Annotated in this window: 15 protein-coding genes; 7 read left to right on the top strand and 8 right to left on the bottom strand. The window is 47.9% G+C overall.

Annotation, left to right across the window (positions count from 1 at the left end):
- Positions 1-10 precede the first annotated feature (10 nt).
- Positions 11-832, bottom strand: coding sequence for an SDR family oxidoreductase (locus tag PHG53_10215; protein ID MDD5381992.1), 822 nt, complete (start codon positions 830-832; stop codon positions 11-13).
- Entirely contained in the window at positions 832-1,725 is an 894-nt protein-coding gene (gene lsrF / locus PHG53_10210) for a 3-hydroxy-5-phosphonooxypentane-2,4-dione thiolase (protein ID MDD5381991.1), read from the bottom strand. The genes PHG53_10215 and lsrF overlap by 1 nt, the downstream gene beginning before the upstream one ends.
- Positions 1,726-2,281: 556 nt before the next feature.
- Here lsrF and PHG53_10205 point away from each other — a divergent pair.
- Both PHG53_10205 and panB read left to right on the top strand, forming a co-directional pair.
- Positions 2,282-3,166: a PEP-CTERM sorting domain-containing protein gene (locus PHG53_10205; GenBank protein MDD5381990.1), complete on the top strand. Its 885-nt coding sequence runs from the start codon at positions 2,282-2,284 to the stop codon at positions 3,164-3,166.
- A gap of 570 nt (positions 3,167-3,736) precedes the next feature.
- Positions 3,737-4,582 (top strand): 3-methyl-2-oxobutanoate hydroxymethyltransferase, encoded by an 846-nt coding sequence (panB, locus tag PHG53_10200; protein ID MDD5381989.1) that lies wholly within the window; start codon positions 3,737-3,739, stop codon positions 4,580-4,582.
- 343 nt (positions 4,583-4,925) lie between these two features.
- On the opposite strand, the gene PHG53_10195 is transcribed toward panB, so the two are convergent.
- Positions 4,926-5,519, bottom strand: a complete 594-nt coding sequence (locus PHG53_10195; GenBank protein ID MDD5381988.1) for a PEP-CTERM sorting domain-containing protein — start codon at positions 5,517-5,519, stop codon at positions 4,926-4,928.
- 310 nt (positions 5,520-5,829) lie between these two features.
- On the opposite strand from PHG53_10195, the gene PHG53_10190 reads away from it, so the two are divergent.
- Positions 5,830-6,708, top strand: a complete 879-nt coding sequence (locus PHG53_10190; protein MDD5381987.1) for an SMP-30/gluconolactonase/LRE family protein — start codon at positions 5,830-5,832, stop codon at positions 6,706-6,708.
- A 79-nt stretch (positions 6,709-6,787) separates the two neighbouring features.
- Entirely contained in the window at positions 6,788-7,543 is a 756-nt protein-coding gene (locus PHG53_10185) for a YebC/PmpR family DNA-binding transcriptional regulator (GenBank protein ID MDD5381986.1), read from the top strand.
- Positions 7,544-7,545: 2 nt separating this feature from the next.
- Here PHG53_10185 and PHG53_10180 read toward each other — a convergent pair whose 3' ends face one another.
- The 4 genes from PHG53_10180 to PHG53_10165 are packed head-to-tail and all read right to left on the bottom strand — an operon-like array spanning position 7,546 to position 13,311.
- On the bottom strand, positions 7,546-9,837 hold the full coding sequence (locus PHG53_10180; protein ID MDD5381985.1) for an O-antigen ligase family protein: 2,292 nt from the start codon (positions 9,835-9,837) through the stop codon (positions 7,546-7,548).
- Positions 9,827-10,903, bottom strand: a complete 1,077-nt coding sequence (locus tag PHG53_10175; protein ID MDD5381984.1) for an MraY family glycosyltransferase — start codon at positions 10,901-10,903, stop codon at positions 9,827-9,829. Before PHG53_10175 ends, PHG53_10180 begins: the two co-directional genes overlap by 11 nt.
- 20 nt (positions 10,904-10,923) lie before the next feature.
- Positions 10,924-11,466: a DUF4416 family protein gene (locus PHG53_10170; GenBank protein MDD5381983.1), complete on the bottom strand. Its 543-nt coding sequence runs from the start codon at positions 11,464-11,466 to the stop codon at positions 10,924-10,926.
- An 18-nt stretch (positions 11,467-11,484) separates the two neighbouring features.
- Entirely contained in the window at positions 11,485-13,311 is a 1,827-nt protein-coding gene (locus tag PHG53_10165) for a proline--tRNA ligase (protein ID MDD5381982.1), read from the bottom strand.
- Positions 13,312-13,502: 191 nt separating this feature from the next.
- Between PHG53_10165 and PHG53_10160 the strand changes: the two genes are divergently transcribed.
- Positions 13,503-14,465 (top strand): HD domain-containing protein, encoded by a 963-nt coding sequence (locus PHG53_10160; GenBank protein MDD5381981.1) that lies wholly within the window; start codon positions 13,503-13,505, stop codon positions 14,463-14,465.
- Positions 14,466-14,479: 14 nt separating this feature from the next.
- Here PHG53_10160 and PHG53_10155 read toward each other — a convergent pair whose 3' ends face one another.
- On the bottom strand, positions 14,480-15,316 hold the full coding sequence (locus tag PHG53_10155) for a cysteine peptidase family C39 domain-containing protein (protein ID MDD5381980.1): 837 nt from the start codon (positions 15,314-15,316) through the stop codon (positions 14,480-14,482).
- A 965-nt stretch (positions 15,317-16,281) separates the two neighbouring features.
- Between PHG53_10155 and PHG53_10150 the strand changes: the two genes are divergently transcribed.
- Both PHG53_10150 and PHG53_10145 read left to right on the top strand, forming a co-directional pair.
- Positions 16,282-17,229: a RimK-like protein gene (locus tag PHG53_10150; GenBank protein ID MDD5381979.1), complete on the top strand. Its 948-nt coding sequence runs from the start codon at positions 16,282-16,284 to the stop codon at positions 17,227-17,229.
- Between the two features lie 11 nt (positions 17,230-17,240).
- The gene (locus PHG53_10145; protein ID MDD5381978.1) at positions 17,241-17,891 is read left to right on the top strand and encodes a hypothetical protein; all 651 of its coding nucleotides are present in this window, start codon (positions 17,241-17,243) and stop codon (positions 17,889-17,891) included.
- Positions 17,892-18,337: the final 446 nt, after the last annotated feature.

Raw genomic sequence — 18,337 nt, 5'->3', positions numbered from 1 at the left:
TTTTGCCGCTTTATCGCGGTGCGGCATCCGGCAGGCCGCCGTCCACAGGAATTGTAGCTCCGGTAGTTGGTGTTTGACGTGCGGCGAAAAACAATACCGCGTTTGCCACGTCCCTGCCGGTGATGCTTGTCTTGAGCAGATTGCGGTCGCGATAATACTCGCGAAGCTGCTTTTCATTCATTCCCCTGACTTTCATTCGGTCGGCCCCGACGGTTTCCCACAGGCCTGATTTGTATTTGCCTTCCGAGAACACCGCATCGGGTGCGACCATATTCACGCGAACATCGTATTGGGCAAATTCAAGACTGGCGATTCGGCCTAATTGATGACAGGCGGCTTTGGTTGCGCTGTAGGCCCCGAAGCCGGCGCTGGGAGAGGGAACATTCTTGGTGGACATAATGATAATGTCTCCTCCTGTTGCCTGTTTTATAAATCGCCGACCAGCTTCGGCGAGCGTAAGGAGCGTCCCTTCTATGTTTACCTTTTCCAGTCTGCGAAAGGCCTCGATATCCATCTCTATTAAGGTTGAGACCAGTGCGATGCCGGCGTTTATCACTACGATGTTAATTTTGCCCCAGGCGTCGATGACTGATTGAAAACCGCTTGTTACGGACGCTTTGTCGGTAACATCGAGTCCAATGCCGATTACATTCTCCGACGATTGTTTTTTCAAATCTGCCGTAAAATCATCGAGTTTTTGGCCGGGCAGGTCGCTGGCCGCTACGCGGCAGCCGTTTACCAGCAGCGCCTGCGCTACGGCATAACCGATAGCGCCGGCTGCACCTGTTATCAATGCGACTTTGTCTTTCAGTTGGAGTGATTGTTCGTTCATTATCTGGCTTTTTGTTCTTCGACTTTGAGCGTTTCGTATAATTTCAAGGCCTCTTTTGGTTTTAGATTTTCGTGCACGACTTTGCGGACGGCCTGCATCATTGCTGCGGGCGCATCGCTCTGAAATATGTTGCGGCCCATATCAACGCCTGCAGCACCTTCCTGAATGGCATTGTAGGCCATTGTCAGGGCGTCAAGCTCTGGGATTTTTTTGCCGCCGGCCATAACAATCGGCACGGGGCAGGAAGCGGTAACCGTCTCGAATCCTTCCTCCACATAGTAAGTCTTTACGAACTGGGCGCCAAGCTCGGCACAAATACGGCAGGCCAGGCGAAAATACTTTGCATCTCGCACCATATCTTTGCCAACCGCAGTTACGGCCATAGTGGGGATGCCATATCGCAAACCCATATCCACCAAACGGGTCATATTGCGGACAGAGCGGCTTTCGAACTTGCCGCCGATAAACACCTGAAGCGTAATAGCAGCGACATTCATCCGAATAGCGTCCTCGATGTCAACGGCCAAGTGTTCGTCCGAGAGCTCCTTGAGTATGCTGGGGCCGCCGCTGCAGCGCATCACTATTGGTTTGGTCAGCCATGGAGGCACTGTGGTTCGCAGAATTCCGCGAGTGAGCATTACGGCATCGGCAAAAGGCATCAGCGGCACGATATTCAAATCTATTCGCTCTAGGCCGGTGGTAGGTCCCTGGAAATATCCGTGGTCGATTGCCAGCATCACCGTCCTGCCTGTCTCGGGATTGAATATCCGTGACAGCCGGTTTTTCATTCCCCAATCTAAAGAGCTTGCTCCCTTGAGGAAAAACCCATGCGTTTCTGTATGGACATCCTCATAAAACTTTTTGGCCTGCCTTACGGCGTCGGTGTCAGCCATATTATTATCCTTTCTTTATTTTAACAAAGGATAATATACCTGAAACCAGTTTTTTTGCAAGGATTGGCCCATGCGTGAGTGAAATCGAACAATTATGGTAAAGCAGCTTCTCTATTTTACAAAGCCCGCAGAAGAATTTGGGGAATAGTCGGGGGGGGGGGTAGAAAATTTAGCCATAGGCCCATTTAAAGTGTTTGTAACGCTTTGTAAGGAAATGAGTTATGTGACGCCATGTTTTCTGGAAATTTTTTCTGAAATTTGCCAGAATTTCTCTTGACGAGGAAATGGGTAATTTGGTAGAATCACACTTGAATGATCAAGCGAATTTGCGGGTTTTGAGAAGTCCTTCCCAAGGAGGAGGATGAATCAATTTCCGAAAAAGTCGTGTTAGCCATACATACATAATATAGTGACGGTCGATCGGTGTGTAACCGGTCGAATCCACACCCGGTGCTGGATTATGGATGCGTGTCGAGTCACGAGATGGTGTTTTTTGGCTTGTGGCCAAAAAAGTAGAATTGAATCTTTTTTGAACTATTAAGAAGGAGGAGTAAGCATGTGTAAAAAGTTATTTGTAGCGTTAGTTGTTCTTGCACTGTGCATGCCGGCAATGGCTGCCTATATCGGGTTTAACGAGGACGAAGAACCCGCTGGAGCTGCTAATCCTTTGCTTGTTGACATCACTGAAGGCGGCGCGCCGAAAGCTGATTGGCAAGGCTGGGGCCCTGGTTATTCTTGGACTGGTCCGGTAAGTGGGACTTTAAACAATCCTTTTTACGTGGAGAGTTGGGAAATTCCAACCATCGAAATCGATGCGTACAAAACAGGCCAAGATCCCGCTAACAACGGCGGTTCACGCGGCCGCAGCGGCGGATTGTCATTCGTTGCCGGTACAGGTGAATACAATGCGACTGCCAAGATGTTCGGTATGAACTACCTGAAGATCACACTCGGCGGTCTGGCACCCGAGACTGAGTACCGGATAAAACTCTGGTCCTTTGAGGCGACAAATGTATGGTCTGCAAATTCAGCCAATCCGCGATCAAAGTTCGGAGTTTGGAGCACGCTTAACCCGACAAGCTGGCTGACCAGCAACGGTTATCCGAATGGCTATGCCCCGACAGAAATGACCGATGGTACATCCGGTATGCCTGAAGCCATGGTTGATGCTATGGGAACCGAATACGGCAGAGCTTCCGTGATGGCCGATGGATATATCAACGATAACAACAATTTGGTTGGCACCGAGAACAACATGGTTGATTTCTATGTAACTACTTCGGCAACTGGCTATGTTACAGTTTACGGCTGGATCGATCCTACCGACTGGGCAGGCAGCATGCATATGCCGATTAACGGCCTCATGATTACTCCTGAGCCGGCAACAATTGCACTGTTAGGCTTAGGTGGATTAGCCCTGTTACGCAGGAAACGTTCTTAATTATTCGCAACTAACGATAAGTTTTTAGTAGTCAAACGCCAGCGCAGAAATGTGCTGGCGTTTTTTTGCGCAGTGTTGGAGGCAAACAATAATTAAGTATAACCTATGAAATGATGCTGAAGATGCCTGATTACGCAATTATGATATGCTCAACTGTCTCTCTCACCCCTTTTTCCCAGTTTAACGCTACATAGCACTCTGCAATTACCTGTTTTAACTAACAATGGGTAGATAAAAAAAGCCAGATCCCTGTACGACAGAATCTGGCTTCGGAGGAGGGTGATGAAAAGCAATATGATAACGACCCTAAACTCCAAGCTGTTTTATTTCCCCTTTATCTATTAAATCGAATAGACAGTGAGGAAATCTTTAGGGAAACTTGCAAGAAAACAGCACTTTTTTTAATAATAGTCAATCCATTAATTGCGAAAAACACCATTTTTTGCTGTTATCCCCAAAAACCGCTGAATTTGGCCTTGAAACTAAGATTATTTTACGCTTGCTAAATCGATTATGTTCACATATTTTAACTGAACAGCTGTTAGTTCTTTGGTTTTTAGAAGGGAAAATATGGAAACAAAGATTACGATTACGGATTTGCTGGCGGCCAAACGGGAGGGCCGAAAGATTGCTGCGGTAAGCTGTTACGACTACACCACAGCCAAACTGGTCTCTCAAACCGGTGTGCAGATGATATTAGTGGGTGATTCCGGGGCGCAGCATATGCTGGGTTTCGACTCGACGCTGCCTGCGACGATGGATTTTATGGTAGCGATAACGGCGGCGGTGCGGCGCGGGGCGCCAAACGTGTATCTGGTGGCGGATATGCCGTTTTTGAGCTATCAGCTCGGGATAAGCGAGGCGGTGAAGAACGCGGGGCGGTTCGTTGTCGAGGCGGGGGTGCAGATGATAAAAATCGAGGTCAGCAGCGCGTATCTCGATGTAATTAAAGCAGTTAGCGACGCCAATATGGCGGTCATGGCGCATATAGGGATTCGGCCTCAGTGCATAAGCAAAATCGGGAAACTCAAGGCGGAGGCGACCACCGCGGAGATGGCGGCGGAGCTTATAAGTCTTGCTGAGCAAATGGTTAACGCAGGGGCGGCGATGCTGTTAATCGAGGGGGCGGCGACGGAGGTGGCGGAGATTATAACTGGCCGCAGCGAGGTGCCGGTGATAAGCTGCGGGGCGGGGGCGGGCTGTGACGGACAGATACTGATTGCGCCGGATATTTTAGGGCTGGGGCAGGGGCCAAATCCAAAGTTTGCAAAGAGTTACGGCAATGCGGCGGAGGCGACAATCGAGGCGTTTAAGAATTATACTAAAGAGGTTCAGAGCGGCGAATTTCCAGACGACGGGCATAGCTACCATATGAAAAAAGGTGAGTTGGAGAGGTTGAAAGAGATATTAAAATAGGAGCTTTAGGTAACGTGGGGTAGCACCAAACGCGCAAGTTGGTGTTTTTAGGTGGGTGTAAAGTGGTAGAAATTGGTAAAGATGGGTAAAAATGCGCGCAAAAGTGAGAGAAAATGCGCGGAAAATGGTTGAAAATGCTCGATGATTTTTTACCCCCCTGCGCATTTGATTGATTTTTAATTAGCCACAGAGAACACAGAGTTCACAGAGAATTTATAGTTCGTAGTTTATAGAAAAGTTCAGCCAAAGATTGCCTAAATTAACAGGGATTTTTTATGCGCGGATTTTGCCGGGACGCTGCGCGAAATGAAAAAGATGCTCATTTAAAAAATAGCGGCTGTTCCTATTTGTTATTTCGGCCTCTTTTGAGGAAGAGTCCGCCGAGGGTGAGAAGGAATAAAGAAGCCGGCTCGGGGACGAATGTCCCCTCGATGATCAATGTCGCATCATTTAGCGTTAGCGAACCGTGCTCAACAAGATTTACAGGTTTGCCGAATGGTACTAGTTCACTGTATCGGAAATTAATATATGGTTCTGACGGTGACCACGAACCCACATTGAAAAGCTCAGAGACGGCGGTAAATGATTGCGGGGCAGGATAGGCGGATTCTCCCCCAAAGATTCTAGTGAAGTATGACGTAAGTCCTGTCACCAATTCGGCGCTTAAAGACACATACATCGGAAATGGGTTAGCGGGGTCGTCACTATACGCTAACAGACTGGCGGTGAATGTGCCTGACCAATCGATATAGACGTGAGATATTTCATTAACAGGAATACCGAGGTCGATGTCTGTGCGCCAGCGAGATGAATTATAGCTGAACGTTGTCGGGCAGCCCAAATCAAGTAAATTAAACTCAATAGTAGCGGCTTTAGTTATGCCCGCAAAACAAAAAACAAGCGATGCAAGTGCGATAGCTGAGATTATCGTTTTCATATCTCCTTCTCCTTCGAATCCGCCAAGTAACGGCCTCCTCGCTGCGGGTGTGATATTATACCATATTTTCCTCTCCCTCCGCAACTAAAAATATGGAGGAGGGATGGTGATTTCTATGTTATAGGATGCGCAAAAGAGGGGAAGTGTTCCGTGAAATTTGTAAAATAATTTACAAACCGCAACCCTCAAAAAAGGGCGGCGGTGTGAGGGAAAAACCCGCGTGGGAGTAATTCCTTGCGGTGCAAGGGGGTAAATGATAATGTGGAGGGCGAAACATGTTCGACTGTGTGGGGGCAAAAAGGAGAAAGAAATGAGCAGGGAAATTTTAGTGTGTGTGGTTTTGGCGGTGTCGGCGGCGGTGAGCTGCGGTGCAGAGAAGGTGAGCGTTGCGGCGGAAGGCGCGAAGGTAGAGAAACTGGCGGGCGGGTTTAAATTCACGGAAGGGCCGGCGGCTGATAAGGAGGGCAATATCTTCTTTACGGATATTCACAATAACCGGATTCACAAGTGGACGTTAGACGGCAAGCTTATAACGTTTGACAAGGATTCCGGCGGGGCCAACGGATTATTCTTCGATAAAAAGGGCGACCTGCTGGTTTGTGAAGGCGGCAGGCGGCGGGTAGTGTCAATAGGACAAAACGGGAGAAGGAAGGTGCTGGCGGATAAATACGATAATAAACAGTTGAACAGCCCGAACGACCTGTGGGCCGATGCGAATTGCGGGATTTATTTTACCGATCCCCGGTATGGCGGCAAGGTCGGAATGGAGCAGGGGGGCGAATATGTTTATTATCTTTTGCCAGACCATAAAAAACTTATCCGCGTAATCGACGATATGGTCAGGCCAAACGGCGTGATAGGGACAGCGGACGGCAAAACGCTTTACGTTGCGGACCACGGCGGAGGCAAGACGTTCGTATATGCCATCAATGAGGACGGGACGCTGTCTAATAAAAAGCTTTTTGCGCCGGAAGGTTCGGACGGGATGACGATAGATAACGAGGGCAATATCTACCTAACGACAAATGTTGTTGCGGTTTATAACAAGAACGGTGAAAAGATAGAAACGATAGAGGTTCCTGAGCAGCCATCGAATGTCTGTTTCGGCGGCAAAGATAAAAAGACGCTTTTTATTACGGCGAGAACATCGTTATATTCGGTGCGGATGCGAACGGCGTCTGGTGGATGAGCGCAGAAAGGTTTGTTGCATTTAGTCATCGAAGAGACTATAATAATGCCGGTTTTTTATAATTTAGTCAGGAGCAGGTATGTCAGGTCATTCTCACTGGTCAAGTATAAAGCATAAAAAAGCGGCGGTTGACGCAAAGCGCGGCAGGGCGTGGAGCAAGGTAGCACGAATGATAATCGTCGCCGCGCGAGCGGGCGGGGGCGACCCGGGAGCGAACCTGTCTTTACGGTATGCCATCGACAAGGCAAAGAGCGTCAATATGCCGAAAGACACGATTGAGAAGGCAGTTAAAAAGGGGACCGGCGGAACCGACGGGGTTAGTTTTTCGGAGGTTCACTACGAAGGTTACGGGCCGGGCGGGGTGGCCATAGTGGTGGAGGGGCTGACAGACAATCACAACCGGACGGCTCCGGAAATTAAGAAGATTTTCGAGAAGCACGGCGGCTCACTGGGGACAACGGGATGCGTCAACTGGATGTTCAGCAAGAAGGGTGTGATAAACGTTAAGGCGGAGGGGACAAACGAAGACGAGCTTATGGAGATAGTTTTGGCCGCCGGTGCGGACGATATGCAAAATACGGGGGAGCTGTTCGAGATAACGTGCGACGCGGGAATCCATGAGGGGCTGAAGAATACACTGACGGAAAAAGGGATAGCCATCGAGACATCTGAGATTTCGATGGTGCCTCAGAATACTATTACCATCAGCGATGCGGTGACAGCAAAGAAAATAATTTCGCTGATGGAAGCATTCGAAGACCACGAAGACATTCAAAACACATACGCTAATTTTGACATACCGCAGGATATATTGAGCAGTTTAGACGGCGCATAAGGTTATCGAGCCGGCTGCCCGGAGAGTTGTTTTATCCGCTGTTTTGCTTTTTGGTAATTTTCCTCGCCGAGCCGGCTGAATATTTCACGTCCCGGGTACATTATCTTAAACTGATTACGATAGGCATCTTCAATTTCAACCGCTTTTTCGTACTGGGCGACGGCGATATCGGTCTTGCCCAATTGTTCGGAGACTTCGGCCAATTCGAACCGCAGGCGGTCGGAGGTTGGATATCGCTCGGCGGCGGACAAAAGGCAGTCGAACGAGTAATCCAGCAAATCAGTTTTTTCTTCCACGGGTGAGCTGTTTGTGAGCAGTGTGTAAACCTCGCTAAGCTTTTCATAGTTTTTGAAATCCGCATTATCACGGGCAATGGCGGCAAGGAAACAAGCTTCAGCCTTTTTGAGCAGGGCCGGCTGCGCGTTCGGTGTTTCTTTGTAATTTTGCAAATAGAGCCTGCCGTTCAGGTTTAATGCCGTCGGGTCCAGCGGATCCATTTCGGCTGCAAGGTACAAGATAAGGTGAGCATATTCAGAAGGGATATTCTGCCGGACCGCCTGCTGATTGAGTTTCGATGTCTTGGCGACGGGGACCAGCGCATAATTAAAGAAACCCCAAATCAGCAGCAGGCAGGAAGCAGCTAATATTATTCTCACTGGAAGAGGAAGTTTTATAACAAGTATTGGCTGAAGAGTTTGCTGGGAGTTAGATGCAATAAGACAGGCGACTATCGCGCACAAAGCGGTAAACACGGGCGGCTCAAAAATGGCAAAGTCTATCAAGTTGTGCAGAAGTAAACCTAAGACAGCACAAAAAAGAGCAGCAGAGATGATGCTCGTACCGCGTATAGCGTGTTGCGTGCTGCGTGCAGCATATTGCGATGCCGTCAAAAGCCAAAAACCGACAATAAATGTAATCAGCGGCGCAACATATAATGTGAATATCAGATACATCGCTACTTCAAAGGTGTCGCCGGTGGGAGTGCGCATAACCAGCGGCCGGATAAGCAGTAACGCAACGGATAAGACCGGCAGGTAAATTGCGGCAAGGGTTCCGAAGGGCACCTGCGGCTGAACTTGCGGAGAAAGCCCCGGCCGGCCGGGAAATGATTTCCACAAAGGTATGAAGAATAAAGCCAAGAAACCGACAAGGCCGAGCGGTCCATACTGAGTCAAAATAGTGAGCAGAAAATTGTGGGGGTCTGCAACAGACTCCAGCGCCGCGGCAGCTTTATAATGTGTATAAAAATTGGCGAAGTTACCAGGGCCGACGCCGGTGAAGGGATGGTCGGCATACATCTTTGCAGCGGCGAGCCAATACTGCCAGCGGACGAGCATCGAGTTTCCGCCGGGCAGCCGGTCGTGATTCAATCCGTAGGAAACAAGTGCGAAGCCGAGGACGATGGAAAGTAATAAGCAGACAAGTAATACGGCTTTTTTGTGGGATTGGAGCCAGTTGCCGAAACAAAGAAACGCAACAAAAAGAACCGCTGCAATCAGAGATGCGGAGATTGCGCCTTTGCTGCGGGTAATGATAAGGCCGAAAATGACGACGGCTGCAGTGAGGCCGCAGGCGATAAGAGACAGCGCGGATTGGCGATTTTTTAATTTGTCAATAAATAGAGCGAGAGCGGCGAAGGAAGCCAAAATTGCGGATGAGCCGGCGGAATTGCCGGTAGTGAAAAAGCCGCGAACGTCTTTTGAATAGAGGCGATGCTCGAAAAGAAACTGCTGGAAAGAGCTGCTTTGTATGCCGAGCGGTTCGAGGATAGTCTGGGGGTCTTTTTCATATTGGTCAATCATTGCCTGATTGCTGGTGAGAAACTGGTCGGTGCATTGGTAGGCGGAGACCACCCCCAGAGCGGCAATAACTACCAACACCAATTTTATCTTCGAGGGGGAATCCAATATCTGCACCAAGAGAATCGCCATCAGCACAGGCGCGATGAGACAGGCAGCATCTGTAATCGCGGCGCGTTTGTTCGAGGCGGCGAAAGCGGCAATGACAGCAGCTATGCAGAACAAAAACAAGCCGATTTCGACAGCAGTGATACGGTATAAAAATCTTTTAGAGCAGAAGCTGTATGTAAGCCAGAACGTAAACGCGAAGAACAGGACGGCTGATACGGACAGACTGTAGAGGTTGTTGTTCAGGTTGGAGGGGGAGATGGATTGCATTGCAGGGCCTTCGGTGTAGGTCGCGCGAAGAGCAATCACGCAAAGACAGAGAGCAAGGGTGATGTATTCTAAAATCACCTGTCCTTTACTTTTTGATAAGTTTGAATCAAGCGGCATTTTTTTCATTTCCCGATGTAGTTTCGAGAATGGCGATAATGGCTAAAATCATAAACGTCTGAGCGAAGATTAGGAACGCTCCGGCGAGATTAACCTGATAAAGGAAAGTAGCTCCGAGGCCGGTGCAGAGCGTGGCCAGATACAGGGACAAAACAGTCTGGGTATCGGACAGGCCGCGTTTTTTCAGCCGATGGGAAAAATGCTGGGTGTCACCGACGAAGGGGCTTTTACCCTGTTTTATACGGAGGATAGTTACGCTGATAAAATCATAAAGCGGGACCGCCATAACGATAAGCGGGATAAAAACCGGATACCATCGGCCGCTTTGCGCCTGGTTGTAATAAGTGGTGCGCAGGGACAACATCGCCAAAAAAAAGCCGATTACGAGCGAGCCGGCGTCACCGGCGAAGATTTTGGCGGGGGGGAAATTAAACGCCAAAAAGCCCAGCAATATCCCTATGAAGACGAGCGCCAGTCCGCCTACGAAGACCTGGCCGCTTACGGCGGCCGCGGTGAATAAAATGGAGGCGACTATTACGGCGATGCCTGCGGAGGCGCCATCCATATTGTCGAGAAAGTTAAAGGCATTAATAATCAGGACTATCCAGAAGGCGGAAAGGGCGGTGGTGATTAATGTATTTTCGATGAAGAACTCGACCCGGACATCTGCAAAGGACGCGGCGGTTACCGCAACTGCGAACTGGACGATGAGTTTTAAAAATGGGCCGAGGTGCTTTTTGTCGTCCCAGAGGCCGAGCAGGAACAAGACAAGAGCGCAGAGCAGAATAATTACAAGCTGATTTGTTTTTCCGAGAAAATCGGCTGGGTTGATTTTGGCCGATTCGACGAGCCAGGGGAGGCGGCCGGGGACAAGCAGAGTTTTTATCGCGATTGCGGCAGTAACCAGGATAGCGGTTATAGCGGTGAAGATTGCGATTCCGCCGCCGAGGGGAATTACCGAGCGGTGGTATCTGTCTGCGGCCGGGTGAGCGACGAAGCCGACGCGCTCGGCCAGTTTCCTTACTAAGCCCGTTAAGATGACCGACAGTATAAATGAGCCGGCCAATAAAGTTACTGCTGGTGGAATTAATGCTTTGATTTTAACTGCTCCACTAATCGCGTTCTTACTTTACTGAAAAAATCGTGGTAACAATCCTGCTTGTAATCGGGGTAGGTGTAGTCGAAGGGACGCCAGGCGGCCTTATCGTAAATAAGCGTTACCTCGGCAAATATTTTTTTGCCGATGTATATGCGATGGGAGTAGTTTTTTGTCGTGGCTAAAACAAGCTTGGAGGGCTCGATTAGGCCGGGGTCGAGATTGACCGGCCTGAGCAGGTCGGAGGCGGATTGTTCGGCGAGTTTTTGCTCGATTTTATTGGTTTTGAGTTTGATTTTGGCAAGCTTGGCGGGGTCGATAAGTTTTTCGATGCTGACGAACTGCCTTAAGATATTTTCGCCGGTCTGCTCTTTGTAATAATCGGTCTGGTCGAACGGCCAGACGTCGCTTACAAAATCGGTTTTGCCGAAATTGGCATTTATCGCCTCGAGGGCGGCTGTCAGGCATTCCTGGTCAGCGGCCAAGATACCTATTATCAGCTTAGCAGGTTTCGGAGCGTTTAAGTTCCACATTTGTGTTTATCGGCCAGTTTAACAATTCAACGGCTTTTTTAGCGAGTCAACTAATTCGACGGTTTTATTCAGTGCTTCTTTAACGGGGACTTTTTGGCATTGTGATTCGCTTCGCAGCTTGATTTCGATGTTGCCTTCTTTGAGGGACTTGCTGCCGACGGTAATCCGGACGGGGATTCCGAGCAAATCGGCGTCTTTGAATTTTATTCCGCCGCGGAGGTCCCTGTCATCGAGCAGGACTTCGATATTCTTATCGAGCAATTGCTGATAGATTTTTTCGGCGGTTCCTACGACCTCTTTATCATCCTGATTTACGCTGGTAACGATGACTTCGAATGGTGCGATGCTTATCGGAAAGATGATGCCGTTTGCATCGTTGCCTGCCTCGATTGCTGACGCGACTATGCGGTTTATACCGATGCCGTAACAGCCCATAAGGCATGGCTGCTCTTTTCCGGTTTCGTCGAGGAATTTAGCGCCGAGTTTGACTGAATATTTAGTGCCGAGTTTGAAGACCTGACCGACTTCAATGCCGTGCCTGAAGAGCAGTTTCTTTCCGTTATATGTGTCGCCTTCGACGGCGTTTCGGACATCGGCGACAATTATGTTATCGCCTTCGAGCGGGAAATCCCGGCCGGGGACGACATTCTTAATATGATAATCAGTTTTGTTTGCGCCGGTGACGCCGACGGCCATAGCGGCAACGGCGTGGTCGATAATTAATTTAGAAATCTTGCCTGCGAGTCCAATTGGTCCTGCGAAGCCGACTTTTGCGCCGGTGATTTTTTTGATTGCAGCTTCGTCGGCAAGCTCAGCGTGTTTTCCGCCGAGGATTTGCGTTAGTTTCTCGGGATTCAAATCGTGGTCGCCGCGAATGAGTACTGCAAATTTTCTTTCAATTTGAAGTATAGGTTCAGCCCAAGAGTTCTCATCTTTATGGTCTGCTTCATAAGCTCCACGTTCTTTTCTATACTCTTGGTCTGTTCCGGTTGTGTAAATGAGGGTTTTAATCATATCCTTCGGCTGGGTCTTGAGGAAGGCGCAGACGGCTTCAATGCTGCCGACGTTTGGAGTGTGCACTTCTTCCGGCTTGGGGACATTGGCAAGCGGTTTTTGTTTTGGCAGAGCGTCAACGGCGGCTTTTTCGATATTGGCGGCGTAGGAGGAGTCTTCGGTGTAGACGATTATGTCTTCGCCTGATTCGCAGGGGATGGTGAACTGATGTGAGCCGGAGCCGCCCATTTCGCCGGACTCGGCTTCGACGATGACGTAACCGAGGCCGCAGCGTTTAAAGATGCGTTTATAGGTTTCATACATATTCCAGTATTCTTTGTCGAGGCATTTTTCATCGGCGTGGAAGCTGTACGCATCTTTCATTATGAATTCGCGGGAACGAATAGGGCCGAAACGCGGGCGGAACTCGTCGCGGAACTTGAAGCTGATTTGGTAGATATTCATCGGGAGCTGCTTATACGAGTTTATCTCGCCAGCGGCCAGTGTAGTAACGACCTCTTCGGCTGTCGGGGCGATGACATTCCAGTGGTCGTGCCTATCCTGGAATTTTGCCATAGTTTGGCCGTAGTCAACGTCACGGCCAGTTTTTTGCCACAGCTCCATCGGCTGGACAGAGGGCATAAGGATTTCCTGAGCGCCGGCCTTATTCATTTCCTCGCGGACGATTGTGATGACTTTGAGCAGGCTGCGCCAGCCGAGAGGCAGATAGGTGTAGGTTCCGCTGGAGACTTTTCGCATCAGGCCTGCGCGGAGCATCAATTTATGGCTGGTAACTTCCGCATCGGCGGGGGCTTCCTTGACGGTCGGTATTAACATCCGGCTGTATCGCATAATTCGTATTCCGTATTGCGTTAATTAAAAGCCCATTATATAGCCCAAAATGTGCGGGGATGCAAGATTATATTTGGTATCGGAATAGGCCGTGGTTTTTTATTGATAATTGATGAGTGATGATTGATAATCGAGATTGCTTCGCCCATAAAGGGCTCGCAATGACAAAACCAATTTAACGGAGTAAGGTAATGGCGCATAAATTTATCAATGAAATCGAGCCGGGACAGACAATCAATGATATTTATATGGTAAAAGAGCCGGTTCTGCGAAGCACAACCAAAGGCGACCTGTATATAGCGATGTTCCTTTGCGACCGGACGGGGCAGCTGAACGGGCGGATGTGGCAGGCGACGGAGATAGTTTATAACTCGCTGCCGAAGCCCGGATTTGTCCATATACAGGGAAGAAGCGAGCTTTATCAAAGTAACCTGCAAGTTGTTGTAAATAACATCGGTATCGTCGATGCGAGCAAGGTCAACATTGAGGAATTTTTGGCGCGAACCAGCAAGGATGTAAAGCAGATGTTCGAGGATGTAAAAAAGATTTTGGGGGGTATAAAGCACAGTCAATTAAAATCACTTGTCGGAGAATTTTTGGCTGATACCGAACTGATGGAGAAATTCTGCACAGCGCCGGCCGCGGCGTCATTACATCATAGCTATATCGGAGGGCTGCTGGAGCATACCCACAATATGCTGCGGGTAGCTGTCGCGATACTGCCTTTGTATCCGGATGTGCAGGGCGATTTGGTCCTGACGGGGATTTTAATCCACGATATAGGCAAGACCGAAGAGCTTGCATACGATATGGCCTTTTCATATACCGATTCTGGACAGCTAATCGGGCATGTTGCAAAAAGCTACCTTCTGCTGAATAAAAAGGCTGAGGTTGTGGCAGCGAAGGGGACAAAGATTGATGACGAGATATTAGATGCTCTTGGGCATATTGTTTTGTCGCACCACGGCAAATACGAATTCGGCTCACCGAAGCTGCCGGCAACGCCAGAGGCGTTTATGGTCAATTATATTGACGATTTGGACGCCAAGATAAATCAGGTAACGGCGGCGATTGACAATGAGCCGGGGGATTCGAACTGGACAGGTTACCGAAAGCCTCTGGAAACGCGGCTTTACAGGAAACGCATCGAATAAAACGAGACCGGTGTTTAACTTACACGGCCTTGCGTAGAATCACGCTTCAGGACGATGCCGGAAAATCGCCAGATTTCTTCAAACTGCTTGTGGGACATCAACATTTTTCCGCCGGCAGGGTCGGCGATAGTAATCATCCTGTCCCCGACTTCGAGGACGGCGACGCAGTGGTCTGTCAGAAATGCGCTTTTTACAACAGCCAAGGTAAGGCCGGCATCCTTTAGCTGAGCAATTGAGTCGAAGCGGCGGTACTGGCATTTAAGGCCCTCGCTGCCATAGCGGTTCTGAAGCGCTGACTGGAGACAGCCCGGCAGAGTACCTACGACGGGGCTTGTGTGAGCAAGTATAGCTATTTCTCCTTCGTCAGCAGTCAGCCCCAATTTACCCAGGGCTGTTACAGCCGCAGCGGGAGCGCAAGTATAATCTGTGGTTTGAAAGCAAACGCCGTTGGCATCCAACAGAGTAGTGAGATTGGCGAGATAGTTTTGAATCAAAGCGGGGACAAGAAAAGGCAAAACCGAAAACCAGAACACAATTATAACCATCAGGACGCATACAGCGGCCTTCTCAAATTTGTAAGGCAGGCGCGACAGCGGGGCGGTCAGGCCCATTGTTACAGCTAAAGAGAAAATGACAAACTTTACACGTCCTGCCGAAATCCAGACGAACGGCTGGGTGAAGGCGAGTGAATTAGAATATCTGATAATTAACAGAAAGAAAATGAGCGAGACAGACAGAAGATAACCCGCCATCCAATAGACCGCCCGGCGGGGACGTGAAAACAGTTTGCCGAGAAAAACACCCAGCAGAGCTATCAGGACAATACCTATAGTTTCAAGCCACGGGCTCACCCGAACCTCCTCACAAATCGAACCACCCCTATTAAACAAAGCTATTGTATCAAATCGAGGGCTGTAAATCAAGGAAATTGCTGGAAAGCGTACGTAACAGACTGATGTATAAGGGATTATGTGAAAAAGGGGGCGGATATTTGTTTTAATAGGCCCTTCGGCTACGCTCAGGGCAATTTTACCGGCGAAGGCCGGTAAAATTGGCTTTGTTTGGGTTTGTTTTGACCAAGTGTCCAAAGTGAATTTTTCGTTATAATACATGGTTTTCATTGGGGTTATAAAAGATTTGACTTTGTCCTAAATTGGGTTTGTTTTGCATAATTTAATCATTTTGATTGATTTTTTCGCTATAAATAGAAAATCTCCGTTGCCGAAATTTCGGCCGCAGAGAAAAAAAGAAAAGTAAATTATAAACAGCATTAATTGGTTATTGGTAACCGCTCATTAGTAATTCCTTTCAAGAGAGACTGCCTCTCTATAATTGGAGGAACTTGCGCTATTGATGCGAAAATTATGCTCCGCCTGCGGCGGATAAACCACGTAACTCGTTATTAGGAAAGGGGTAAAAAAAATTTACGGAATTTGCGGATTTGTCAAAAGGTATATGCGCATTTGATTGATTTTTAAGCCCAGTTACGCTAAAATCTATCCTCTATTTCTTGCCTTGACAGTACATCTGCCTCATGTTATACTGAACTACTAATCAAAAAGCGTTGTGTATTACTATTTTAGAGGGTTTTTATTTGAACGGGAGGACTATTTGATATGGCAGAGCACGTATTATTGGCACATTCCACTCGTCGCAGATATACGGAAGCACCTAAATTACCCGAAGAGGCGACGTATGACAACGAGCAAGGTTATTGGTGTCATCAGGGTTTGCCATTGGTAAGAACCCAAGAGTTTATAGTTCATTCCGTATCGAAAAAATGTGACCAAGAAACAGGAGAGGACCAAAAAGGCGAATGAGCTTTGAAGTTTTATTACTTACAAGCTTATATGATTTTTCCGCTGACATGGTTGTTCTCAGGCTGAAGGATTTAGAAATCAGTTGTGCACGTGTAAACCGTGAAGATTTACCTAATTATCGGTTTACAGTTGATCCAGTTAAGCCATCGTTATCGGTTGTGCGAAATGGGGAGCTTCTAGGAACATCCAAATCCCTCAGAGCCATCTGGTTTCGTCAACCTGTATTTCTCCGCAACACCCCACCCAATCCTCTATCGTCAGAAGACCAATTACTACGGTCTCAGTGGAGTGCTTTTCTGAGAGCGCTCAGTATATTTGAGGGTATTCGATGGATGAATTGGCCACAAGCAACATATCTAGCTGAGAGTAAGCCTTATCAGTTGATGGTTGCTTGGCAGTGTGGTTTTAAAGTGCCTTCTACTTTGGTAGGTAACGATTGCGAACAGTTTAAAAAGCAGTTGGCTAATCCAGTGATAGTGAAGTCACTAGATACGGTACTAATACGTGAGGGAAACGATTGTCTTTTTACATATACTACGGAATGTGATGTGAACGAATTGACCGATGAATCAATTGCCTCTGCGCCTTTAATTGTTCAGCAGTGTATTGAGCCAAAAGTCGATTGTCGCATTACGGTGGTTGGTGATCATGTCTGGGCAGTAAGAATTTTGGAAGACGGGATACCTGTTAAAGGTGATTGGCGCAAGGTGCCAAAAGAAAGATTGCAGTATATAGATTTTGACTTGCCGTTAGAAGTTAAGGAATCATGCAAAAATCTAGTGAGAAAATTGGGATTAGCCTTTGGAGCCATAGACCTGCTCGAAACAGGTGATGATTTTGTATTCCTTGAAATCAATCCAACAGGCGAGTGGGGATGGTTGAATAGTGACAAAAGGTGTATTGATTTGGCAGTGGCGGAATGGCTCGCACGAGGTAACTCATGAGGAATATTTATGTGAAACGACTATTTGAGGAGTTATTCCCATTTGTATTTTTTTATTTTCATTCGAAAAGGATTCTGAGAAAAGCGGCGTATCCGGGCATTGGCAACAAAGACGGAGAATATGGTTTATATCATCAGCTTGACGAAGAATCTCTAACTAGACGTCTTAGGGAAGAGCACGAAAGAGCAAAGTCGATAGATGAAAAAACCGTCAAGTTTACGGTTTCGATAAGTATTGCACTAACGATTCTTGGTTCGATTGGTGGTTATTACTCAAAGATGTTGGATAATGGGACACTAAAACTACTTGTATCAAGTATCTCGGGTTTATCGGTTCTGTATACAATCATGGGGGGTGTTCTTGCCCTTGGTGCATTAAGGACACTTCCCCTGTACGGTTACGGTACAGATTTTGTCCTAAAATCCAAAGATAACGATGAAGTTAAGATCGCTGCGCTTGCTGCGCAGGAGAAAGTAAATTTGGCTCGGCATTTGCGCAATGAAGCTGCTTATCAGTGCTTAAGAAACGGGCTAATAATTCTAATGGTCTCGGTTGTTCTTTTTATTGCTGCGCCGTTTCTCAAGACCGAAAACCAAAAAATGCAACTTCAAATACCGAGTCCAGAGAACCGATTGAGTTGCCCTCATAGGAACCCTATTTAGTTGATGCCCAAACACGGTAGTTGATTTAAACATTCACCTGACGGGTAATGTGATTCTTGTACGATAAAGTAAAGCATTATCTATGTTTGTGCTTGTTACTTTGCTCTACACCAAATTTCTTTGGATTCGACACTTCGATTTCTTTAACTGTGCTTGGGACAGCAAACTCTTGGTTTCGCCGCGGTGAGGCGGGGAAGATTTAAGATTAGAAATTTAAGATTTGAGAAAACATAGATTGCCACGTTGCGCTCGCAATGACGAAAAGTGGATTCCTGCTTGCGCAGGAATGACAATAAAGAGAAAAGTAACCCCCAGTGAACAACTTTTTGCATCTAAGCGGTTTTGGCGACATGGTCAAGTCTCCATAAATGGTAAAGAATCATTTTTCCTCGGACCCAAAGTCTGACCCTAAATAGTGTTCTGACCCAATGGGGCAACGGCTTCAA

This window comes from Phycisphaerae bacterium (genome assembly GCA_028714855.1).
Lineage (GTDB): Bacteria > Planctomycetota > Phycisphaerae > Sedimentisphaerales > Anaerobacaceae > CAIYOL01.
This window is presented reverse-complemented; position numbering and strand designations above follow the sequence as displayed.